Raw genomic sequence first — 22,837 nt, forward strand, 5'->3', positions numbered from 1 at the left:
CCTCAATGCCCGGTTTGTGTGGCGAGCGTGGTAAAGGCAATCGGCGCCGAACGAGCCAACCCGCCCCGGCACTTGAGCACGCGCAATTGCGCAGGCCGGGCATCGATGGCAATGCGCAGCGCCGCCGGCGACGGGTTGATGGCCTCCTGGATCGAGCGCCAGGCGAATGCCAGGGTCTGGCCGGTTTCCGCTGCCACTTGCAAGCGGCGCAAGGCCCGATCATCCGCCTGGCGGGGCCAGCACAGGACCGCGCCACAACTGCCCGAACGCAGGCATTGTTCGGTGGCCCACAGGGCGTCGCGTTCATCGGCCTGGATCACCGACATTTGGCGCAGGTCGATCCCGGCGTTCTGCCAGGCCTGAGGATAAGGCACGAACGGTGGCGCCACCAGCACGATCCGCTCCCCCGCCGCCGACAGCCGCGCCAGGGTCGGCCACACCAGTTGCAACTCACCCACGCCCGGCGCGGCGATGAGCAGTTCCGTCAACGCCGCTTCCGGCCAGCCACCACTGGGCAACGCCGCGTCCAGTGCCGCATGGCCGGTGGGTTGCGGGCTGGCGGCTGGCGGCGCAGGCCGGCCTTTCCAGACCTGGCCGCCGTTGAACAGCGTGTCCAGCGCAACGACAGCGCCCATCAGCCTTGCCTCACCAAGCCACAGAACACCCCTTCTATCGCCAGGTCCTGGTCGGCCTCGACGATGATTGGCTGGTAGGCCGGGTTGCGCGGCAATAAACGCACCCGCTCGCCGAGGCGCTCGAAGCGCTTGATGGTGACTTCACCGTCCAGGCGCGCCACGACGATCTGGCCGTTGGAGGCCTGCGGCGTGCGCTGCACGCCCACCAGGTCACCGTCGAGGATACCGTCCTCGATCATCGAATCGCCCTGGACCCGCAGCAGGTAATCCGGCGCCTTGGTAAAGATCGCCGGGTCCAGCATCAGGCGGCTGTGGACCTCGGCGTCGGCACCGATCGGCAGCCCGGCGGCCACTCGCCCCAGCACCGGCACGTCCAGCAGCTCGGGTCGAGGTGGCTGGTTCAGCAAGCGAATGCCCCGGGCCTGGTGCGGATTGACCTCGATGAAACCGGCTTCGGTCAACGCCAGCACATGCTTGCGCGCCACGCTGCGGGAGGCAAAACCAAACGCCTCGCTGATTTCAGCGAGGCTGGGAGGCTGGCCCTGATCGGCGATGCGTTCGCGGATGAAGGTCAGGATGGCGGTGCGGCGGGGAGTGAGAGTCGTCATGGAGTACATTTGTACTCTTGCGAGGTTTTTCTGACAAGCGCCGCCAGTCAGTTCACAGCCCAGCGGGAGCAATCTCTGGCCACAGGTCTCATCACTTTTCTTTAAATGAGCAGCCCTACCCTGTGGGAGCGAGCTTGCTCGCGAAGACACCAGCACATTCGACATCCATGCAAGCTGACCCAGCGCCATCGCGAGCAAGCTCGCTCCCACAGTTGGATTGGGGTTCAGCCGTAAAGACATGTCGGCTATCAGGCCGCCTCGCGAGCACGCTTTGCACAGACCTCCCCCACATAGGTTTTTGGTTGTTTACAAGATCAATGTCCACCGCCAATCCCTGTGGGAGCCAAGCTTGCTCGCGATAGCAGTGGGTCTGATTACATCAATGCTGAATGTGCCACCGCCATCGCGAGCACACTCGCTCCCACAAGGGATCCGTGAAGAGACTACAACCCCGCCAGGTAAGCCCATGGATAAATCCCCCGCTCATGCCCATCACTGAACACCAATTGCACCCCATACCCCTGGGCATTGACCCCAACCACCCGAACCCGCGGATCGACCTGAACCGTCAGCCCTTGCAGGCGAAACGCCCGGCACTGGGAACAGGGGCATTGCCGACGCAGTTCGGCATGGTCCAGGCATTGTTCAAGGCCATCGGGCCAGTCGAGCTTCAATTGTCCTTTGTCCCGGGAATTGCCAATCGCCAACGGGCTCATTGCAACTGCCCCAAGGCGATGCGCACGGCTTTGCGCACTTCGGGGTCGCCATCGTCCCGCGCAGCCTGCAACGCCGGGACAGCGCCGTGATCGTTCAACTCACCCAAGGCCAGGGCCGCCTCCTTGCGCAGGTTGCTGATGCGATGGCCCAGGGTCTCGATCAATCCCGGCAACGCCGGGGCGTAGCGCAAGCGGCCAAGGCTGCGGGTGGCGCGCAGGCGCACTTGCCAATAATCATCCCCCAGGGCCTCGACCAGGGCCGGGCCGGCGTCGACATGGCCGACCTTGCCCAGGGTGGTGGCGGCTTCTTCGCGTACCGCCCAGGCCGGGTCCCGCAGCGCCTGGCGCAGGGCCGGCAAGACCTGTGCGTCAGAGGCCAGGCCGAGGGCGCCAGTGGCAGCCCGCCGAACCTCGGTGTCCGGATCGTCACTGGCCAACCGCGCCAAGGCAGGCAAGGCGTCGAGGTGCTTGAGCCAGCCGAGCACGCCGACAGCTTCGCGGCGAACGCTGGCATCGTTGTCGGCCAGGGCAACGAGCGCCACCGGTGCCGCGTCGGCCAGACGCAATTCGCGCAAGGCCCTGAACGCGGCGACGCGCACGCTGGCCTCCCCGTGGGCGGCCCAGGGCAGGATCACCCTCCCCGCCGCCTCGCTCTTGAGCAGGCTCAGACTCTGGGCGGCGGCACCCTGCACCGTCGTGGACGGATCGGTCAGGGCCTGGCACAACGCGGCGACCACCGGCGCGTCTTCCCAGGCTTCGAGCAGTCGCGCGGCTTCGGCGCGGACCTCGGCGCTGGCATCGTGGGCCAGGCGATCCACCAGCCATAGCAGGCCTTCAGGCTCCTCGAGGTCGGCCAGTTCGATCAGGGCGATGCGGCGCACGCCCGGGTCCTCGTCGGCCAGGCGTGGTTGCAGGGCAAGGATATCGTCGTTGTCGGTGTTTTCGAATAGAGAGGTCATAGGGCAAATCGCGGCAAGGAGGTTTCAGGGGGAAGCCCGAGGGGATTGAGGCGCGGCAACTGCCGGCCGTCTTCATGGCGCAGCAAGTCGAGGCAGTGGCGCTTCAAGCGGGAGAACTCAGGACGGGTAACCAGTTCGGTCGTGCGTGGCCGTGGGAAGTCCAGGCGCAGATCCTCGATGATCCGACCGGGGCGCGGGCTCATCACCAGCAAGCGATCGGCCAGGAACAGCGCCTCGTCGATGTCGTGGGTCACGAACACCACGGTGGTACGGATGCGGGTCCAGATGTCCAGCAGCAGCTCCTGCATGTTCAACCGGGTCAAGGCATCGAGCGCGCCAAAGGGTTCGTCCATCAGCAGCAGCCGTGGACGATTGACCAGCACCCGGGCGATTTCCACCCGTTGCTGCATGCCCCCGGAGAGCTGGTCCGGCCAGTGCCCGGCGAAACCTTCCAGGCCCACCAGCGCGATGATTTCATCGGCGGCCCGGTGCCGCTCGGCCTTGCCCAGGCCGCGCATCTTAAGGCCGAAAGCGACGTTGTCGCGCACGCTGCGCCAGGGAAACAGCGTGTGTTGCTGGAACACCATGCCGCGTTGGGGCGACGGGCCGGAAACCGCCAAGCCGTCGACATTCAAGCTGCCGGAGCGCGGCTGCAGATGCCCGGCCAAGGCCCCGAGCAAGGTGGACTTACCGCAGCCGGACGGCCCGAGAACACAGACGAACTGACCCGCCTCGATCTGGCAATCGAGGCCTTGGACCGCTTCGAAGGCTTGGTTCCCCTGACCAAGGACAATGGACAGCTGACGGATATCGATCCGCCCTTCGGGTGTTTGCATCACGCTCATCAGGCCTTCCCTCGTGGTCGATGCCAAGGCGTGAACAACCCGCCCAGGCGTTTGATCAACAGGCTGCTGCCCATGCCCAACAAACCGATCAGCAACATGCCGACGACGATGTCGGCGTAGTTCTGCACGGTGTAGGACGCCCAGGTGTAGTAGCCGATGCCGTACTGGCCGGCGATCATTTCCGCCGTCACCAGGCAGAACCAGGACGTGCCCATGCCGATGGCCAGGCCGGTGATGATGCTCGGCGCGGCGCCCGGCAGAATCACCTCCAGCAGGATCGCCCGGCGCCCGGCCCCGAGGCTTTTTGCCGAGGCGATCAGCCGCCGGTCCACCCCTTCGACGCCGTGTACGGTGTTAAGCAGGATCGGGAACAGCGCGCCGGTAAAGGTGATGAACACCATCGACAGTTCCGACGAGGGGAACATCAGGATCGCCAGGGGAATCCAGGCCACCGCCGGGATCGGCCGCAGCACTTCCAGCGGCGGCAGCAACAGGTCTTCGGCCCATTTCGAACGGCCGATGGCCAGGCCCAGCGCCACGCCAATCAACAGCGCCGCGCCATAACCGGCAAAGACCCGCCCCAGGCTGCTACCCAGGTGCCGGGCGAGATTGCCGGAATCACCCAGGCCCAGCGCGGCCTGTACCACCGCCAATGGCGTCGGGACGTTGGCGAAGGTCACCAGGCCAAGGTCCCAGTGGCCGTTGGCGGCGAGTTGCCAGAACAGCAGGCAGAGCAACAGGGAAGCGGCTCGCAGGAGCCAACGTTTGGATGATGGATACACAAATTTTCCTCAGTTATGGAGATCCCTTGTGGGAGCGAGCCTGCTCGCGATAGCGGTGTGTCAATCACATCAACTTCAACTGATCTGACGCCATCGCGAGCAGGCTCGCTCCCACAGGTTTTGCTTTCACTCGAGTCAGGTCAGCGGGCAGCAACCGCCTGAGTGGTGGCCTCGCTGAAGTCCAGGACCTTGCCGCCCTGGGTCGTGGCAAATTGCTCGGCCTGGCCCTTGAGCAGGAACGCGCTGAGCTGGCCCTTGGCATCGCTGGCGAACCACGCCTGTTCGGCCAGCAGCTTTATCCCGCTGTCGCTGGCCTGGGCATAGACGGCGCGGATGCCCTTGCCTTCCTGCTTGAGGCTCGCCAGCGCGGTGAAGGCCGATTGGGCCGAGGCATAATGGCGCACTTTCGGCTCACCGCGTACCCAGATCTCGGCGACGTGACTGAAGTCGCTGATGGCTTTGCCGGTCAGGGCATCGACGGTGCTGAGCGGGGTCTGGGCGTAGTTGCCCAGCTGCGCGGTGTAGTCCAGGTTCGACGCCTTGAACGCGGCGCGGATGTACTGGTCATCGATGAAGGTATTGAGGTCGAGCCCGCGATCAGCCTTTTTCAATAGCTTGAGCGTGTCGATGGCGGTACCGACCGCTTGCCGGTACTCCGGTTTCCAGGTCAAGTCGCGGGTCTGTACACCCAACGGTCCGTGGAACAGGTAATTGACCTCGGCATCCACTCCGGTGACTTTGGCGATCAACTCGCTGTACTTCTCAGGCTCGGCGGCCAGCAACTGATTGGCCTCGATGCTCGCGCGCAGGTAAGCGACGACGATTTCCGGGTAATGCCTGGCATAGGTTTGATCCACCAGCGCACCGTGGAACGTCGGCGCGCCAGCCTGGGCGCCATCGTAGATCTTGCGGGCGAAACCGCGGCTGGGGAACAGTTCGGCGAACGGCACGAAGTCGGCGTGGGCGTCGATCTTGCCGGCTTGCAACGCGGAACCGGCCACCTCCGGCGGCTGGGCAATGATGTTGACGTCCTTGAGCGGATCCCAACCCTGGGCCGCCACGGCGCGCAGCAACATGCCGTGGGCGGTGGAGGCGAACGGCACGGAAATCGTCTTGCCCTTGAGTTCCGCCAGCGACTGCACACCCGACGCACTCGGCACCACGATGCCGTTACCACTGCCCTGGGTGCTGCCCGACAGCACGCTGATGAACAGGCTGTGCTTGCCGGCGGTTTCGAACGCCACGCCGTTGAACGCTCCGGGGAAATCGGCCATGGCGCCGAAGTCGAGTTTGCCGGCGACCATCTCGTTGGTCAGCGGCGCGCCACTGGTGAAGTTCTTCCACTGGATATCGTATTGGGCGTCCTTGTAGGCGCCGTCGTGGGGCAGGTATTTATCCAGCAAGCCCAGTTCCCGGATCAACAACCCGCCGGCGGCGCAGTTGATGGTGGTGTCCTGGGTGCCGATGGCGATACGGATGGTTTCTGCCTGGGCAGGCAAGGTCAATGAAGCCAGTACCAGACCGGCGAGTGCTGCACGCAATAGCATGGGTGTGTCCCCTCGAATCATTTATTGGATTTCGTCTCCGCCACGATCAAGGCGCGGTGGGAAACGAGGGGTGTTCTGAATGTGCGTCCGGGGGTGGCCGGATGGCATCTGTGGTGTTTGGGTGGGCCTCATCGCGAGCAAGCTCGCTCCCACAAGGGTTCTCGGGTGTCCACAGATCTTGGGCTCCCCACAAATCCCTGTGGGAGCGAGCTTGCTCGCGATAGCGTCCTGCCGGTCAACGCAGCAGGTACGGAATCTCGACTTTCACCGCCCCGGTCGGGCAGTCCTTTTCACAGGGCATGCAGTACCAGCATTCGTCGAACGCCATGTAGGCCTTCTGGGTCGCTGGGTTGATCGCCAGCAGGTCCATGGGGCAGACATCGACGCAGACGGTGCAGCCCTTGTGGGCAATGCATTTGTCCTCGTCCACGGTGACGGGAGCATTGGAGCGGAAAAAGATTTCCTGGGGTTGATAGGCCATGGGGGGTCTCTTTGGGTGAAGGGTTCACGCCGCGTCGGCACCGACCCGCAGCCGGTCGTAAGCCTGCAGTTCGTCGGCATCGAGGGCGATGATGTAGGGTTCGACGGCTTTCTTGAATGAGGTCATCGCGCCGTCATCGCCCTTCTTCAAATGGCAATGGCAAAACCAGTCGCTGTCGTTGCGTTGTGGATGATCGACCCGATAGTGGTACAGGCCCCAACGGCTTTCGGCGCGAAACAGCGAAGCGCGGGCGGCCATTTCGGCGCAGTCGCGGATCACGCTGACTTCCATGGCGCGCATCAGTTCATGGGCGTTGTGGGCCTTGATCTGGTCCAGGTCGCGCTGGATATCGCTGAAGCGTTGCAGGCCGATCTGCATTTTCCTGGTGACTTTCGGTGGTTGCAGGTAATCGTTGACGAAGCGGCGCAGCTTGTATTCCACCTGAGCCGGCGGCAGGCCGTGCTCGCGATCCAGCGGTGCGTAGACACGCGCCTTCTCCCGTTCGATCTGTCCGGCATCCAGCGCCGAAAAATCCTTTCCCGCCACAAAGTCCGCGGCGTTGTTGCCGGCAAACCAGCCGTAGGTGAATGCACCGAGCATGTAGTTGTGCGGCACTGCCGCCATGTCGCCGGCCGAGTACAAGCCCTTGACCGAAGTCTCGGCCCGCTCGTTGACCCACACGCCCGAGGCTGAATGACCGCTGCAAAAACCGATTTCGGAGATGTGCATCTCCACCATCTGCGTGCGGTAGTCGGTGCCACGGTTGGCGTGGAACTGACCGCGACTGGGCCGCTCGTTGCTGTGCAGGATCTCTTCGATGTTCTGGATGGTTTCCTCGGCCAGGTGATCGAGTTTGAGGAACACCGGACCATTGCCGCCTTCGAGTTCCTGGTGGAACTCCCACATCATCTGCCCGCTCCAGTAGTCGCACTCGATGAAGCGCTCGCCCTTGTTGTTGGCGGTATAGCCGCCCAGGGGGCCAGTGACATAGGCGCACGCCGGGCCGTTGTAATCCTTGATCAATGGGTTGATCTGGAAGCACTCCAGGTTCGCCAGTTCAGCACCGGCGTGGTAGGCCATGGCATAACCGTCGCCGGCATTGGTCGGGTTCTCATAGGTGCCCATCAGGTAGCCGGAGGCCGGCAACCCCAGGCGCCCCGCCGCGCCACAGCAAAGGATGACGGCCTTGGCCTTGATCACATGAAAGTCGGCGGTGCGGCAATCGAAGCCCATCACACCGTTCACCGCGCCCGCTTCGTCCGTCAGCAACCGTGTGCAGACCAGCCGATTGGTGATGCTCACCCGGGCCCGTTTCAGTTGCCGATAAAGCACCTTCTTGATGTCGTGCCCTTCCGGCATCGGCAGCACGTAGGCGCCCATGTGATGGACCTTCTTCACCGCGTAGTCGCCGGTTTCGTCCTTCTCGAACTTCACGCCCCAGCGGTCCAGCTGCTCGATCGTTTCGAAGCTGTGGGTCGCATAGGCGTACACCGCCGCCTGGTTGACGATGCCGTCGTTGGCGATGGTGATTTCCTTGGTGTACTGCTCAGGTGTCGAGTGACCGGGAATGATCGCGTTGTTCAACCCGTCCATGCCCATGCTGATGGCGCCGCTGCGCTTGACGTTGGCCTTGTCCACCAACAGCACGCGCAAGTCACGGTTGCGCTCCTTGGCCTTGATCGCCGCCATGGGCCCGGCCGTGCCGCCACCGATGACGACGATGTCGTATTCCTGTTCCAGGGTGCTTCTAGTCATGGCGCTGCGTCCCTTTTTGCCGGTCGATCCGCAAGCGGTACTGGAAGGCATCGCCGCGGTAATAGAGGTGTTCGAAGTCCAGGGGCTGGCCGCTGGTGTCATGGGTCAGGCGCTCGATGCGCATGATGGGCGAACCTGGTTCGACCTCCAGCGCCTGGCTCAGGTCGCTGTCGGCCAGCACCGCATCGATGGCCAGGTCGGCATGACCCAAGGTCAAGGCGCAGTCGTTTTCCAGAATCAGGAAAATATCCCGGGTGACCAGGTCGGCCTTTTCCAGCCGTTCACCGAGGGCCTTGGACAGGTAGGTAATCTCCAGGGAAACCGGCTCGCGATTGATCAAGCGCACCCGTTTGATCTGCGCCACCACGTCCCCTTCCATCACCTTCAGGCGCTCGGCCACGAGCTTGTCGGCCGCGATGAACTTGAAACTGAGCAAACGGTTGATCACCTCGAAACCACGCCCGGTCATGGACTCGGCCAAGCCTTGGAGAGTGCTGACGTTCTGGAAGGTCTTGGGCTTGGCCACGAACGTACCTTTGCCGTGGATCTTGAAAATCAGGCCTTCCTTTTGCAGATCGCCCAAGGCCTGGCGCACGGTGATGCGGCTGACGCGAAACAGCGCGCCGAGCTCGCTTTCCGAGGGCATCTGGTCGCCTTGGGGGTATTCACCGTCGAGAATGCGTGCGCGCAGCACGTCTCGCAGTTGCGTGTGCAGCGGTACGCTGCTGAGGGAAAGAACGTTGTCGGACATGGCCTCTTTCACTTGTCATAACGAGTTATGACGTGATCTTAGGCAAACCACCCACGACCTGAGAAATACTCTTTGGACATATCCTTAGAGCCGGGCTTCGGCACTCTCGTTGCGAAACGCGCTCGGGCTCATGCCAGTCCAGCGTCGGAACGCCCGACGGAAGCTGCGCACATCGCTGTAGCCGACCTCTTCGGTGATGCGCTCGATGGACAACTCGGGGTTGGCCAGCAGGTTCAGCGTGCGGCCGCGGCGCACCTGTTCGAGCAAAGTCTCGAAGGTCAGGCTGTGTTCAGTCAGGCGCCGCCGCAGGGTGCGGCTGCTCATGTTGAGGTCGCTGGCGATTTTCTCGATATGGCTGCCCCGGGTCAGGTCCCGGGCAATCGCCCGTTCCACGGTCTGGATCAGATCGATTTTCTGGTGCACCTCGGTGGCCTCCTGCTCCAGCAAGGCCAATGCCTGGCGCAGGGCCAACGGGTGGTGATTGGGCAAACGCATATCCAGCCAGCGCACGTCGATCAGCATGCGATTGTGCCGGCAACCGAAGCGCACATCCGGCCCCAAAATCCGCTGATATTGCTGGGCATAGGACGGCGCGGCATGCATGAACTCCACGGCCAGGGGCTTGAAATCGGGGCCCGCCAGCGCCCGACCATAGACCATCAGGCTGGCGAAGAACTCTTCCACGGCAAACACCTGGATCTCGGCGAAAGGCAGGCGGCAGGTCGCCTCGACCATAATCCGGTCAGTGGCTTCTTCGACGCTGGTCACCGCGATGCCCCCGGTGGTGTGCTGGTAACGAACCCCCAAGGCGAAGGCATCGCGCAGGGTTTCGCACAGCGATAAGACGTGGCCCAACAGGCCGAGGGTGCCAAGCACGTTACGATCACCCACCCACAAACCCAGCCCCTGCTCGGGCAACAGCTTGAGCGCCCGTTGAATCATGACCACGGCCTGGCGGTAGGAAATGCGCTGGGCGGGATCTTGCAGATCATCGAGGCCAAACCCCAGGCCGCGACACAGGCTGGCGGCATCGAAGCCTTTGTCCGCCACCACCTCGGCCAGGGTCTGCAGCAGGAAGGGCGATACCAGCGCCAATTCATAGGTGGGGTCGATGACTTTCATCTGCATGGGGACGGGTTCCGGAGCACGTTAGGTGGCGTTTTTGTAACCGGTTGTTTCACAAAGTTAGCATGCCCTGGCGGATCGAGGGGCACAAAAATCTGGCCGCCCAAGTCCCCTGTATGGCCGCCAATACCCTGCCCTGTCGGCGGCGAACGGCTTATTTGTATGGCTCGGACTTTCGGTGCATCGCCAACAATAACAATGAGCCCCCACATGAACCCGATCCGCACGACATTCGCCTTGCAATTGACCCTCGGCCTGGCCTGCGGCTATGCCCTGCCCGCCTTGGCCACCGAATCAGGGGTCGACAACATCGGCCCCGGCACCGATGGCTTTTTCGTGTTGCCGCTGGAAGTCGACAGCCTTCCGGACCACATGGTCGCGTTCAACCTCTACTACAACCATTACAAAGCCCGGAAATTCAACATCAGTTCGTTGGGCGGTGAACTGCCGGACGTCGAAATCGAATCCACGGCAGTGGTCCCGCGTATCGACTACCTGAGCCCGTTGCGGGTGGCCGGTGGACGCGCGGGGATCTACATCGCCCAGCCCTGGATCAAACAGGAAGTTTCGGTGTTCGGCCTGCATGACACCCGCGAGGGCATGGGCGACACCACCATTTCACCCATCGTGCTCTGGGACATGGGCAAGAACCTGACCCTGGCCGCGGCGCTGGAAATCACCGTACCGACCGGCGAATACAGCACCGATCGATTGGCCAACACCAGCAACAATTTCTACACCTACAAGCCGCTGTTTTCCTTCACCTGGTTGCCCACCGAAGACACCGAGGTGTCGATGAAAAGCACCTACAGTTTCAACCGCAAGAACAAGGACACCGACTACCGTTCGGGGCAGATTTTCCATTTCGACTATTCCGCCAGCTACCGCGTGACCGACAACCTGAGGGTGGGCCTCAACGGCTACTACCTGAAGCAGACCACCGACGACAAACAGTACGGCCGCACCGTGCAATTCGCCGGGCAGGATGTGGACGACGGGGTACGCGGCCAGGTCTTCGCCATTGGCCCGGCGCTGCACCTGACCTTTCTCAAGTACGCCAGCGCCGAAATTCGCTGGGCCAAGGAATTCGACGTGCAAAACCGCCCCGAAGGCGAGATGCTCTGGGCCAAGGTCAGTATTCCGTTTGCGTTTTGAATGGATGCAGCCCTACCGCTTGTTTTGTCATCAGACCGAGTCGCCTGCTTCGCGTGCAGGCTCGCTCGCACAGGGGGATGTGCAGTGAAATGCAGATATTGAACACCCCTGAACAACTGTGGGAGCGAGCTTGCTTGCGATAGCGGTGTGTCAGTCGACAGTTATGCCAACGGATGCATCGCTATCGCGAGCAAGCTCGCTCCCACAGGCTATTCCTTCAGCTGAAACCCAGGATCGACGAAAGATGCCCATTGAGGAATTTGCCGCTGGGGTCCAGCGCCTGGCGCACCTCGGTGAATTCCGTCCAGCGCGGGTACAGCGCCTGGAGCGCTTTGGCGTTCAGCGAATGCAATTTCCCCCAATGCGGACGGCCCTGGTATTTCCAGAAGATCGGCTCGATGGCGGCAAAGAAATTGTGATGGTCCATCTGGTAATGCTGGTGAACCGAGATCGAGCAACTGTCCCGGCCTTCGAACATGCTCAAGGCAATGTCGTCGGCCTTCACGTAGCGGTACTCGATGGGAAACCAGGTGCGCAGGTCCTTGTCGCGGATCAGTGCGAGGATTTCACGCAGGCATGCCGGGCCGTGTTCGGCCGGCACCGAGTACTCCATCTCATTGAAACGCACGGTGCGGGCATTGGCGTAGATGTCATGGGAATCACCGACCCGGTCGTCGAAATCGGCCACCAGCCGCAAGCTGTTGAGTAGCGCTCGCCGAATCGTGGGAAAATCGCTGCCGTACTTGTCGAGGTTCTCGATCAGGGAAACGAATTCGTTGCCGCCCTCCTCCTCGGGGCTGATTGGCGGCGTGGCCGGGTCCGTGGTTTCGTTCAGGGTAATCGACAATGCGTAGTCGGAATGGGTGACGACCTGCATTTCCCAGTGCTGGTTGTCCCGGGTGTTGGCTTCCACGTCCTCGAGCAATTCCTCGGTTTTCGCCACCCATTGGTGCTCGCGCAAGCGATAGGCGGGGCGGTTCTGCAGGCGCACGCGGGTCACCAGTCCCAGCGCGCCAAGGGACACCCGGCCAGCCTTGAACACTTCGGGGTGATGCTGGGCATCGCAATCGAGCACCTCGCCGCTGGCCGTCACCAGTTGCAGGCCGACCACCTGGGACGCGTACGAACCGAAGGCCTTGCCAGTGCCATGGGTCGAGGTGGCAATGGCACCGGCCAGGGTCTGGTAATCCACGTCAGCCATGTTCGGCAGTGCCTGGCCGATGGCCTTGAGCGCCGGGCCCATGCGGGACATGGGCGTGCCGCCGCCGAACTCGGCTTGCAGGCTGGCCGCATCATGAGCCAACAGGCCACTGAAAAAACTCAGCGACAACAAGGTGCCGTCAGTGGGCACCAGGGCACTGAAGGAATGCCCGGAACCCACCGGACGAATCCGCCCTTCGGCGCGCCTCACCACGTTCACCAGCTCATCGAGGTCCTTGGGGGCCAGGCGTGCCGCCGGCAGGCAACTCTGCGCACCGGACCAATTGCGCCACGGGATCAGCCGCGGCGCGCGCATCAACTCGGCCAGGGCGCCCTGGCTGCCCAGGGCCGTAAAGGCTGCGACAACGCCGGCCTGTTGCAGCAACCGACGCCGTGAGTAGTCCATCGTCATGCCGTTGTACCCGTCGTTGTTATTGGAAGTGTTGACCGGACATGAAGGCGATCAGGGCCAGGAACTGCTCTTGGGAACAGTGCATGCACAGGCCCATCGGCGGCATGCCGTTGTAGCCGTTGATCGCGTGGTCCAGCAGGGTGTCGGCGCCCTGGGCGACCCGCGGGGCCCAGGCGTTCGTATCGCCGGTCAACGGCGCCCCGGCACCGGGGTTGGCGTGGCAGAGCTTGCAGCTGCTGTCGTAGACCTGGGCCAGCGCCGCATCGCTGGGCATGGCGGTGAACACCGTGGGCCCGGGCGGTTTGGCCTCTTCGCCGCAGCCTGTGAGCAGGACGCCAAGCAGGATGATGGAGACAGGGTTGAGCCAGGTTGAAGGTGTCGTAGCCGGCATGGGGCCCTCTTGGCTGCGCTTTTGTTGTTGTAGGCCAACACTAAGGCACGCCAGCGCTTCGGCTTGAGGTCATTGGGGGCCATAAAAGGGGGCTTGGGCGGCCAGGTGCTGGCGTATCAATTACCTTTGTGGCGAGGGCATTTATCTGTGGGAGCAAGGCTTGCCCGCGATCAAGGCGACTCGGTTCCAGATAGGCCGTGTGTCCTTCATCGCGGGCAAGCCTTGCTCCCACATAGCCGCTCGCCATAAAGGTGTTGTGTGCTCAGGGCAGCAGCAGCCCTTGCTCGCGTTCGCACAGTTGCACCACGTAGTCCCACAACACCCGCAATCGCACGGATTTGTGCAGTTCGCGACGGGTGCTGATCCAGTAGCTGCGGCGGATGGTTTCGTCCGGCAGCAATGGCACCAGCGTCGGGTCGCCGCTGGCCATGTAGCAAGGCAGCACGGCGATCCCCAGGCCCGAGCGCGCAGCCTGTTGCTGGGCGATGACGCTGGTGCTGTGGAACACCACCCGAGGGTTGCGGCAAAAGCTGTTGAGGAACATCAGTTCCTGGCTGAACAAAAGATCATCGACATACCCGATCCAGGCATGGCGGGCCAGGTCTTCGCGGCTGCGCAGCGCTGGCGAGCGGTCCAGGTAGGCCTGGCTGGCGTACAGCGCCAGGCTGTAGTCGGTGAGTTTGCGCGTCACCAGCAGGTCAGCCGCCGGGCGTTCGAGGTGGATGCTGATTTCTGCCTCGCGGTTGAGGATGCTGACAAACCGCGGCACCGCCACCAGTTCCACCTCCAGCCCCGGATAGCGCTGGAACAGCCCGTCCATGCGACTGGCGAGGAACATGATGCCCAGCCCTTCGGTCACCCCCAGGCGGATCTTGCCCAGGGGCGCGCTAGACTGGGTAATGTCCTCCTGGGCCAGCAACGCCACGTTCTCCATCGCTTCGGCGTGCTTGAGCAATGTCTCGCCGGCCGGGGTCAGTTCATAGCCTTGGGCGTGCTGGACAAACAGCGCCGTACCGAGGCTTTTCTCGATGGCCTCGATGTGCCGGGCCACGGTGGCGTGGGTGGTGTTCATGCGCCGTGCAGCCGTCAACAAACGCCCGCTGCGTTGCAGTTCCAGGAAATAGCGCAGGTCATTCCAGTCGAACATGAGGCGATCCTTGAACGCGCCCGAAGGCATGACTGTTTATAAACGCACAGCCGCTGCACAAAAACTAACATTCTTTTGACGAAAACTAACAACTAGGATGGATCCCACAAAAACAAGAATGAGGTCGCGAATGCAACCTGTCGTCGATGAATACGATTACGTGATCGTGGGCGCCGGCCCTGCCGGATGCTTGCTGGCCAATCGGCTTTCGGCCAACCCGCAACACCGGGTGCTGCTGCTCGAAGCCGGTGGGCGCGACAACTATCCGTGGATTCACATCCCGGTCGGCTACCTGTTCTGCATCGGCAACCCACGCACCGACTGGTGCTTCAAGACCGAAGCGCAACCGGGCCTGCAAGGTCGCGCCCTGAGCTACCCCCGCGGCAAGGTCCTGGGCGGTTGTTCCTCCATCAACGGCATGATCTATATGCGCGGCCAAGCGGCGGACTACGACGGCTGGGCCGCCGAGGGCAATCCCGGCTGGGCCTGGGAAAACGTGCTGCCGCTGTTTCGCCAAAGCGAAAATCACTTTGCCGGCGCGTCCGAATTCCACGGCGCCGGCGGCGAATGGCGAGTCGAACGCCAGCGCCTGTCATGGCCGATTCTCGATGCCTTCCGCAGCGCCGCCGAACAGAGCGGCATCCCGAACATCGACGACTTCAACAGCGGCGACAACGAAGGCTGCGGCTACTTCCAGGTCAACCAGAAAGCCGGCGTACGCTGGAACGCGGCCAAGGCGTTTCTCAAACCAATTCGCCACCGCGCCAACCTCACGGTATTGACCGACGTCGAGGTCGACCGCGTGTTGCTGCGTGACGAACGTGCCCACGCCGTCAGCGCGCGCTGGCAAGGCAAAGGCATGACCTTCAAGGCCCGCAAGGACATTGTCCTGTGCGCCGGGGCCGTGGGCTCGCCGGGCATCCTGCAACGCTCCGGGATCGGCCCGCGCAGTTTGCTGCAACGCCTGGGCATCGGCGTGACCCATGAGCTGCCCGGTGTCGGCGGCAACTTGCAGGACCACCTGCAACTGCGACTGATCTACCAGTTGGAAAACGCCCGCACCCTGAACCAGATCGCCGGTACCCTGTGGGGCAAGATGGGCATGGGCCTGCGCTACCTGTACGACCGCAGCGGCCCGCTGTCGATGGCCCCCAGTCAACTCGGCGCATTCGCCCGCTCGGGCCCGGAGCAGGCTTCGGCCAACCTCGAATACCACGTACAACCATTGTCCCTGGAGCGCTTCGGCGAACCGCTGCACAGCTTCCCGGCGTTCACCGCCTCGGTCTGCGACCTGCGCCCGCAAAGTCGTGGTCGGGTGGACATTCGTTCGGCCGACCCGCACGAAGCGCCGCTGATCCAACCCAATTACCTGAGCCACCCCGAAGACTTGCGGGTCGCCGCCGACGCCATCCGCCTGACCCGACGCATCGTCGCGGCCCCGGCCCTGAGCGCGTTCAAACCGGTGGAATACCTGCCGGGGCCCAGCCTGCAAACCGAAGAGGAGCTGCACCAGGCCGCCGCCCGGATTGGCACGACGATTTTCCACCCGGTCGGCACTTGCCGCATGGGCCAGGATCGTGACGCGGTGGTGGATGCGCAACTGCGCGTCCACGGCATCAAGGGCCTGCGCATCGCCGACGCCTCGATCATGCCGCGCATCACCTCGGGCAATACCTGCTCGCCGACCTTGATGATTGCCGAGAAGGCAGCGCAGATGATGCTTGAGGCGGACACAAGAATCACCACGCCCCAAAAGGAGCCGGCCACCGTCTGAAAAAACACCAAGCCCCCTGTGGGAGCGAGCTTGCTCGCGATAGCGGTCTGTCTGTCACCTATTTGTTGAATGTGCAGCCGTCATCGCGAGCGAGCTCGCTCCCACAGGGGAGATGAGTCGATTCAAGGAAAGTGTGTCAAATCAGGAGACGCCCCCCGGCGTCGCAGTGGAACAACAAAAACAATCACTGTGAGGGATACCGCTATGTCCGAGCATGTTCAGCCCCTGGAAGCCACGCGCAGCGCCGGCACCAGCCAGGAAACCCAGAAAGTCATCTTCGCTTCGTCCCTGGGGACGGTGTTCGAGTGGTATGACTTTTTCCTCTATGGCGCCCTGGCGGCGGTGATCAGCAAGCAGTTCTTCGCCGGGGTCAACGACACCACCGCGTTCATCTTCGCCCTGATGGCGTTCGCCGCCGGTTTCATCGTGCGACCATTCGGTGCGCTGGTGTTCGGCCGACTGGGGGACATGATCGGGCGCAAATACACCTTCCTGGCGACCATCATTCTCATGGGCCTGGCGACGTTCTGCGTCGGCCTGCTGCCCAACTACGCCAGCATCGGCATCGCCGCGCCGATCATCCTGGTACTGTTGCGCATGCTCCAGGGCCTGGCCCTGGGCGGTGAGTACGGTGGCGCAGCGACCTACGTGGCCGAGCACGCGCCGATGGGCAGGCGCGGTTTCCATACCAGCTGGATTCAGTCCACCGCCACACTGGGGTTGTTGCTCTCGTTGTTAGTGGTACTGGGCTGCCGCTACTTCACGGGTGATCAGTTCGAAGTCTGGGGCTGGCGCATTCCGTTCCTGCTGTCGATCCTGCTGCTGGGCATTTCCACCTGGATTCGCCTGAGCCTGCATGAGTCGCCGGCGTTCCTGAAAATGAAAGAAGAAGGCAAGTGCTGCAAGGCGCCGATCCGCGAATCCTTCGGCAAATGGGAGAACCTCAAGGTGGTGCTGATCGCCCTGTTCAGCATCAACGCCGGACAAGCGGTGACCTTCTACGCCGCCCAGTTCTACGTGCTGTTTTTCCTCACCCAGTTCCTGAAGATGGACCCGGCCCTGGCCAACAGCCTGCTGATTGTCAGCGTGGTGATCGGCGCACCGTTCTTCATCTTTTTCGGCTGGCTGTCGGACAAGGTCGGGCGCAAACCGGTGCTGATGATTGGCCTGCTGCTGGCCACCGCGCTGTACTTCCCGATCTTCAAGACGCTGGCCCATTACGCCAACCCGGCCATCGACCAGGCGAGCCGCCAGGCACCGATCACCGTGGTCGCCGACCCGGCCACCTGCACCTTCCAGTTCGACCCGGTGGGCAAGGCGCGTTTCGACAGCCCTTGTGACAAGGTCAAGACCTTCCTGGTCAAGCAAGGCCTGCCCTACAGCAGCGTTGCGGCTCCAGCTGGCAGCTCGGTGCAGGTCAGCGTCGGTGACGTGAAACTCGAAGGCTACGACGAAGCGGCCCTGCGCGGTGCAGTGACACTGGCCGGCTACCCGCAGCAGGCTGATGCACAGCAGATCAACCGGCCGATGATCGTGGCCTTGATCGTGGCGCTGATCATCATCTCGGCGATGTGCTACGGACCGCTGGCGGCGTTGATGGTCGAACTGTTCCCGACCCGGATCCGCTACACCTCCATGTCCCTGCCCTACCACATCGGCAACGGCTGGTTCGGCGGTTTCCTGCCCACCGTGTCGTTTGCCCTGGTGGTCTACACCGGGGATATTTTCTACGGGCTGTGGTACCCGGTGGTGATCACCGGGGTGAGCCTGGTGGTGGGTATGATTTGCCTGCGGGAAACCCGCAACGTGGACCTGGATACCAACTGAGGGCCAAACCGTGGCGAGGGCATAGGCGCCCTCGCCAGCGGATCAGAAACGCGCCTTCACAGTCATGGTGAAATTGCGTGGCTCCCCGTAATAGTTACCGAAGCTCTCGGTGCCGATGGTGGTGTAGTAACGCTTGTCGAACAGGTTGTTGCCATTGAGGGCCAACGACCAGGTGTCATCGATGCGGTAGCCAACGCGACCGTTCCACACGGCATAACCGGCCTGGGTGATCTTCTCGCCGCTCGCCGGCGATACGCGGAAATTGTCGCTTTGTGCATTGACCCCGGCGCCGATACTGAACCGTTCCAATGCCCCGCCGAGGGCATAATCACCCCACAGGCGCAACACCTGGCGCGGCACGTAGCTGTTGAACGAGCCACCGTTGAGGCTGGTGTCAATATCGTCGAGGGTCTTGGTCTGGGTGTAGGTGTAGCCGGCCAGCAGTTGCAGGCGCTCGATGACTTCACCGCTGATCTCGGCTTCGAAGCCCTGGGCGCGAACCTTGCCGGCGTTCTCATAGCAGAAACCGTCCGAGGACGCACAGCTTGAGGCGTAGTCAGTCTGGGCCTGGTCTTTCTGCAATGTGCGGAACAGGTTGAAAGCGCCGTTCAAGCGCCCCTCGAACCACTCGCCCTTGATCCCCAACTCATAACTCTCGCCCACCAGGGGCTTGAGCGCCGAGCCGCTTTCGGAGCGATAGTTGCCCTGGGGAGTGAAGATATCCGAATAACTGGCGTAAGCCGTCAGGTGCTCATCGAGGTCCAGTAACACGGCGGCAAACGGCGTGACTTGTCCCGTTTCCGTGCTCTTGGCGTGCTCCGAACCGCCGGTGAGGAACTGCGAGTCGGTCTTGGAGCTGTACCAACTCACCCGACTGCCCACGACAAAGGTCAACGGGTCGGCCAGTTTCAGGCGCAGGGTCCAATACATGCCTTGCTGCTCGGTAACGGTCTTGACCGGGCCACCGCGCGTCGAGTTTTCGATGAAGTAACTGTCGTCCGGTTCGGGAATATGTCGATCCGGCTCGAACACATTCTGCTTCTGTGGCAGCACTACGACCGAGAAAAAATCATCCTTGTCCGAGCGACTGGCGTTAAAACCGACGATCAACTCATGTTGCTGCCCCAGGGCGGCGAACTTGCCGTCCAGATAGGCGTCGAGGCCGTAATCGACCTGGTCGTAGTCGTACATGCTGCCCAGCATGTTGGTGGTCGAGGTGCCGGGCGTCACCGAACCCGATGCAAAGGCGTATTTGATGTCCTGGGTATTTTTCGTATAGACACCCGCGACCTTCACCGCCCAGTCGTCATTGAGCTGATGCTTGAGATCGCTGAACACCGTGGTCCGCTGGCTGCGCCAAGTGTTCCACGACGGATCCAGGCAAGTGGAGCGGCTGAGTTTCAAATCGCTGCCATCCCGGTAGCGAGGCAGCCCGCCCCAGCAAGGGCTTGCATCGACGTCTTCATAGGCAACGCCCACGCCGAGCGTCGTGTCGGGCGACAGATCGAAATCCAGGGCACCGTAATAAATCTGGTCCTTGCGCTGGGCATCGTCGTAGAAAAAATGCCGGCTCTGCTCGGCGATCACCGCCCTGCCCCGCACGGTACCGGCATCATTCAGCGGGCCACCGGTATCGACCTGTCCACGGTAGTTGTCCCAGGTGCCGCCCGAGAGGCTGAGTTCGGTCTGGGCCGTGGCCTGGCCACGTTTGCGGACAAAATTGACGCCACCGGACGTACCGCCCGCGCCCTTCATCATGCCGGCGGCACCGCGCAGAACTTCGACACGGTCGTAATAGGCCATATCGCTGCTGAAACTGTCGGCCTGGACATAGCTGTTGCCCATGTCCAGTGGAACGCCGTCGTATTGATACTGACCGGACATCCGGAACCCACGGGAATAGAAATACTTGCCGCCCATGGTCGAGTCGTAGACGGTGATGCCGGGGGTCTTTTCCATCACTTGATCGATGGTGTTGAGGTTCTGGTCATCGAGCATCTTGCGGGTGATCACTGTCACCGATTGCGGCGTTTCGCGCAGGGAATGCTCGCCCTTGCCGATGGTCACCGCGCCCGTCGTGTAGGAACCACTGTTCTCGGTGGTCGCCCCGAGCATCTGCGCCTCAATGGTGGTGGCTCCCAGCTCCATGACCGAACCGTTGGCAGGCAGCCGGCGCAGCACGTACGTGCCGTTGGCCTGGGGCTCAGCTTGCAGGCCACTACCGTCAAGAATGCGGGCAAAGCCGTCGCCCACGCCGAAAGAACCGCTCAGGCCTGGCGATTGCAGATCCTCAAGTTGCCGGGCATCAAACGAAAGGGCGACACCGGCGGCGCTGGAGAAACGGGTCAGCACATCCACCAGGCTACCGGCGCCGATATCGTAGGCCTGCACCGAACGCTGCTGCGCCGAGGCACCTGGAACCGGGCTGGCATTCACGGCCGTGGCGCCGGCGGTGGTGACAGCCAGCAAGCCGATTTTCACTGCAAACACCAGACGGCTTGGCGCGCTTACCCAAGGCATATTTCCCTTCCCCAAAACGGTCGATAAAAACTTACTGAGGAAGAGCCGAACGATGAGGATGAAAAGTGCAGGCCCGGACTTTTTTATTACACAGCGTCACCGCCGGTCGCCACCGGCGACCTGGACCCAGAATCGGCTGTAGCGGGTCACTCGCAACGAAAAGCCGCTCTCCAACGCCGCCAGGGCGAGGTCGGTGTTATCGACAGGAAACACACCGGACACCTTCAAGTCGCCAATCGCCGGGTCCCAACGCAGCACACCGGGGCGGTAGCGCGACAGCTCATCCAGCAGCGCCGCCAGAGGACGGTCAATGGCGATGATGCTGCCCTTCTGCCAGGCACCAACCGACACATCGTTGCCACGCAGCGCCCCCAACGACCGTTCATTGAAATCCAGGCGCTGGCCGGCTTCGACCCGCCTCCTTGACCCCATCGCCGGCAGGCTCACCTCGACCGCTTTCTCCAGCACCGCCACTTCGCCGCCTCGCGCCTGGCCACGGACGATAAACCGCGTGCCCAACGCAAGCACCTCGACCGGCCCCGTGGCCACCTTGAACGGACGTCGCAAGGGATCGACCGCCGTCGTCACGAGAATCTCACCTTGCAACAGCTCCAGGCGCCGCTGCTGCCCATCGAAACGAACATTGATCGAGGTGTCGGTGTTGAGCAGGACCGTGCTGCCATCAGCGAGTTGGAACTCGCGACGCTCGCCCACGGCGGTGCGGTAATCGCAAAACAGGTTCTGGGTTGCCTGGCTGCGCCAGCCCAACCAGCCCAGGCCGCCGGCGGACGTCAGCAGCAAGGCGCTGCGCAACACCTGGCGGCGGGATCGACGGTGGGTGTCGCTCAAGGTCGATGCGGCCAAGGCGCCGGGTACGCTTGCCATCTGCTCGGCCACTGCCGCCATGCGTTGCCAGGCCTGGCTGTGCAACGGATCCGCAGCCAGCCAGGCGCGCCAGTCGGCCCGGTCCGCGTCGGTGGTGATGCCCGAATGCAGCCGGGCGTACCACTGCGCCGCCACACGAATGGCGTTCAACTCTTCAGGGGGCAGGTTCATGAAAGCTGCAGTTGAATCTGCATCAGGCAGCAATGCTCCATGGCCTTGGCCATGTGGTTGTTGACCGTGCGTACGCTGACCCCCAGGCGTTCGGCAATTTGCGGGTACGTCAGGCCATCGAACTGCGACAGGATGAACGCCTGCCTGACGCGCGGCCCCAACCCCAGGAGCAAGCGATCGATCTCCATCAAGGCTTGGAGCATGATCGCCTGCTCTTCCAGCGAGGGCTGCTGCTCTTGCGGCATGGCCGCCAAGACTTCGAGGTAGGATTGCTCCAGCGAGCGACGGCGAAACAGGTCGATCAGCAGCCCTTTGGCGATCCTCGACAGGTACGGTCGTGGCTCACGGATATCCAGCGCAGTGCGCGCCTTGATGACCCGCACAAACGTATCCTGGGCAAGGTCCGCGGCATCGAAGGTGTTGCCCAGACGCTTGCGCAGCCAGCCCTGGAGCCAACTGTGATGATCACTGTACAGAACGTCGACAGCACTGCGTAGGGACGGATCGTTGGCGGGCATGGCAATGGAATGATTCGCGACTGATAATTACTCGCATTGTCATGGAGCCTATCGCCGCTTGCAACCCAAACATGCCCGGCCACCACCACTCGCTGCAATGACTCAGTTCATGGAGTGACTTTTCACCGTGCTTTCCACCAGGTCCAGCATCTGTCCCAGCGCCCAGGGCTTGGCGATGAACGAAGCGTGGTGCTTGATTCCAGCGCTTTCCGGGGTCTCGAAGCCGGACATGATCAGCAGTGGGATCTGCGGCCAGCGGTCTCCCGTCAGGTTGGCCAGGTCCGCACCGTCGATCCTGCCGGGCATGGTGATGTCGGTGAGCAACAGGTCGACAAAATGGGCGCTCTCTTCGAGGAACGACAATGCATCGTCAGCGCTTTCACGAGGTTCCACGACGAACCCTTCCTCCTCGAGAATTTCACAGAGAAACTCCAGGATGGTTGGATCATCTTCCACCACGAGAATCAAACGTGTAGTCGCCTGGCCATTGTCATGTGGCATCGAATTCATGAAAGTGACTCTCCTTGACCTCATAAAACCTTCTTTGCGGTAGCAACCGCCTTGAAGTTATGAGCGATACCCCTTCGAGAAATTCATTCTGCATGCCAACAGGCCGCCGAATGCATGCCAGAC

At 62.5% G+C, this 22,837-nt stretch carries 21 protein-coding genes; 3 read left to right on the forward strand and 18 right to left on the reverse strand.

Features of this window, described 5'->3' with window-relative positions; genetic code table 11:
- Positions 1-2: 2 nt before the first annotated feature.
- The 11 genes from imuA to KI237_RS19045 all read right to left on the reverse strand — a co-directional run bounded on the left by imuA (position 3) and on the right by KI237_RS19045 (position 10,207).
- Positions 3-635 (reverse strand): translesion DNA synthesis-associated protein ImuA, encoded by a 633-nt coding sequence (gene imuA, locus KI237_RS18995; protein ID WP_212796550.1) that lies wholly within the window; start codon positions 633-635, stop codon positions 3-5.
- A complete protein-coding gene (lexA, locus tag KI237_RS19000) occupies positions 635-1,252 on the reverse strand; it encodes a transcriptional repressor LexA (protein WP_212796551.1) in 618 nt (205 codons plus the stop codon). Before lexA ends, imuA begins: the two co-directional genes overlap by 1 nt.
- Before the next feature lie 434 nt (positions 1,253-1,686).
- Positions 1,687-1,959 (reverse strand): DUF971 domain-containing protein, encoded by a 273-nt coding sequence (locus tag KI237_RS19005; protein ID WP_212796552.1) that lies wholly within the window; start codon positions 1,957-1,959, stop codon positions 1,687-1,689.
- Complete coding sequence (locus KI237_RS19010) at positions 1,956-2,918, reverse strand: HEAT repeat domain-containing protein (RefSeq protein ID WP_212796553.1); 963 nt, start codon at positions 2,916-2,918, stop codon at positions 1,956-1,958. The genes KI237_RS19005 and KI237_RS19010 overlap by 4 nt, the downstream gene beginning before the upstream one ends.
- Positions 2,915-3,763 (reverse strand): ABC transporter ATP-binding protein, encoded by an 849-nt coding sequence (locus KI237_RS19015; protein ID WP_212796554.1) that lies wholly within the window; start codon positions 3,761-3,763, stop codon positions 2,915-2,917. The genes KI237_RS19010 and KI237_RS19015 overlap by 4 nt, the downstream gene beginning before the upstream one ends.
- Positions 3,763-4,545 carry an ABC transporter permease gene (locus tag KI237_RS19020; RefSeq protein ID WP_212796555.1) on the reverse strand — a complete coding sequence of 261 codons (783 nt, stop codon included), beginning with the start codon at positions 4,543-4,545 and terminating at the stop codon, positions 3,763-3,765. Before KI237_RS19020 ends, KI237_RS19015 begins: the two co-directional genes overlap by 1 nt.
- 140 nt (positions 4,546-4,685) lie before the next feature.
- Positions 4,686-6,092 (reverse strand): ABC transporter substrate-binding protein, encoded by a 1,407-nt coding sequence (locus tag KI237_RS19025; RefSeq protein WP_212796556.1) that lies wholly within the window; start codon positions 6,090-6,092, stop codon positions 4,686-4,688.
- A gap of 235 nt (positions 6,093-6,327) precedes the next feature.
- Positions 6,328-6,573, reverse strand: a complete 246-nt coding sequence (locus tag KI237_RS19030; RefSeq protein WP_003180418.1) for a 4Fe-4S dicluster domain-containing protein — start codon at positions 6,571-6,573, stop codon at positions 6,328-6,330.
- A gap of 24 nt (positions 6,574-6,597) precedes the next feature.
- Positions 6,598-8,328 carry a fumarate reductase/succinate dehydrogenase flavoprotein subunit gene (locus tag KI237_RS19035; protein ID WP_212796557.1) on the reverse strand — a complete coding sequence of 577 codons (1,731 nt, stop codon included), beginning with the start codon at positions 8,326-8,328 and terminating at the stop codon, positions 6,598-6,600.
- On the reverse strand, positions 8,321-9,079 hold the full coding sequence (locus KI237_RS19040; protein WP_212796558.1) for a GntR family transcriptional regulator: 759 nt from the start codon (positions 9,077-9,079) through the stop codon (positions 8,321-8,323). Before KI237_RS19040 ends, KI237_RS19035 begins: the two co-directional genes overlap by 8 nt.
- Positions 9,080-9,163: 84 nt before the next feature.
- On the reverse strand, positions 9,164-10,207 hold the full coding sequence (locus tag KI237_RS19045) for an AraC family transcriptional regulator (RefSeq protein ID WP_212796559.1): 1,044 nt from the start codon (positions 10,205-10,207) through the stop codon (positions 9,164-9,166).
- A 207-nt stretch (positions 10,208-10,414) separates the two neighbouring features.
- Here KI237_RS19045 and KI237_RS19050 point away from each other — a divergent pair, with 207 nt between their 5' ends.
- Positions 10,415-11,359, forward strand: coding sequence for a SphA family protein (locus KI237_RS19050; protein WP_212796560.1), 945 nt, complete (start codon positions 10,415-10,417; stop codon positions 11,357-11,359).
- Between the two features lie 217 nt (positions 11,360-11,576).
- On the opposite strand, the gene KI237_RS19055 is transcribed toward KI237_RS19050, so the two are convergent.
- From KI237_RS19055 to KI237_RS19065, 3 genes are all read right to left on the reverse strand, one after another.
- Positions 11,577-12,875 carry a D-arabinono-1,4-lactone oxidase gene (locus tag KI237_RS19055; RefSeq protein WP_212800659.1) on the reverse strand — a complete coding sequence of 433 codons (1,299 nt, stop codon included), beginning with the start codon at positions 12,873-12,875 and terminating at the stop codon, positions 11,577-11,579.
- A 115-nt stretch (positions 12,876-12,990) separates the two neighbouring features.
- Positions 12,991-13,362 carry a c-type cytochrome gene (locus KI237_RS19060; protein ID WP_212796561.1) on the reverse strand — a complete coding sequence of 124 codons (372 nt, stop codon included), beginning with the start codon at positions 13,360-13,362 and terminating at the stop codon, positions 12,991-12,993.
- Between the two features lie 262 nt (positions 13,363-13,624).
- Positions 13,625-14,509, reverse strand: a complete 885-nt coding sequence (locus tag KI237_RS19065) for a LysR family transcriptional regulator (protein ID WP_212796562.1) — start codon at positions 14,507-14,509, stop codon at positions 13,625-13,627.
- A 130-nt stretch (positions 14,510-14,639) separates the two neighbouring features.
- On the opposite strand from KI237_RS19065, the gene KI237_RS19070 reads away from it, so the two are divergent.
- Both KI237_RS19070 and KI237_RS19075 read left to right on the forward strand, forming a co-directional pair.
- On the forward strand, positions 14,640-16,283 hold the full coding sequence (locus KI237_RS19070; protein ID WP_212796563.1) for a GMC family oxidoreductase: 1,644 nt from the start codon (positions 14,640-14,642) through the stop codon (positions 16,281-16,283).
- Between the two features lie 204 nt (positions 16,284-16,487).
- On the forward strand, positions 16,488-18,110 hold the full coding sequence (locus KI237_RS19075; RefSeq protein WP_212796564.1) for an MFS transporter: 1,623 nt from the start codon (positions 16,488-16,490) through the stop codon (positions 18,108-18,110).
- Between the two features lie 42 nt (positions 18,111-18,152).
- Here KI237_RS19075 and KI237_RS19080 read toward each other — a convergent pair whose 3' ends face one another.
- The 4 genes from KI237_RS19080 to KI237_RS19095 form a co-directional block, all read right to left on the reverse strand.
- Positions 18,153-20,630 (reverse strand): TonB-dependent siderophore receptor, encoded by a 2,478-nt coding sequence (locus tag KI237_RS19080; RefSeq protein ID WP_212796565.1) that lies wholly within the window; start codon positions 20,628-20,630, stop codon positions 18,153-18,155.
- Positions 20,631-20,726: 96 nt separating this feature from the next.
- The gene (locus tag KI237_RS19085; protein WP_212796566.1) at positions 20,727-21,686 is read right to left on the reverse strand and encodes a FecR domain-containing protein; all 960 of its coding nucleotides are present in this window, start codon (positions 21,684-21,686) and stop codon (positions 20,727-20,729) included.
- Positions 21,683-22,204, reverse strand: coding sequence for a sigma-70 family RNA polymerase sigma factor (locus tag KI237_RS19090; protein ID WP_212796567.1), 522 nt, complete (start codon positions 22,202-22,204; stop codon positions 21,683-21,685). Before KI237_RS19090 ends, KI237_RS19085 begins: the two co-directional genes overlap by 4 nt.
- A gap of 102 nt (positions 22,205-22,306) precedes the next feature.
- Positions 22,307-22,714, reverse strand: a complete 408-nt coding sequence (locus KI237_RS19095; protein ID WP_212796568.1) for a response regulator — start codon at positions 22,712-22,714, stop codon at positions 22,307-22,309.
- Positions 22,715-22,837: the final 123 nt, after the last annotated feature.

The sequence above is a fragment of the Pseudomonas sp. St316 genome (assembly GCF_018325905.1).
Lineage (GTDB): Bacteria > Pseudomonadota > Gammaproteobacteria > Pseudomonadales > Pseudomonadaceae > Aquipseudomonas.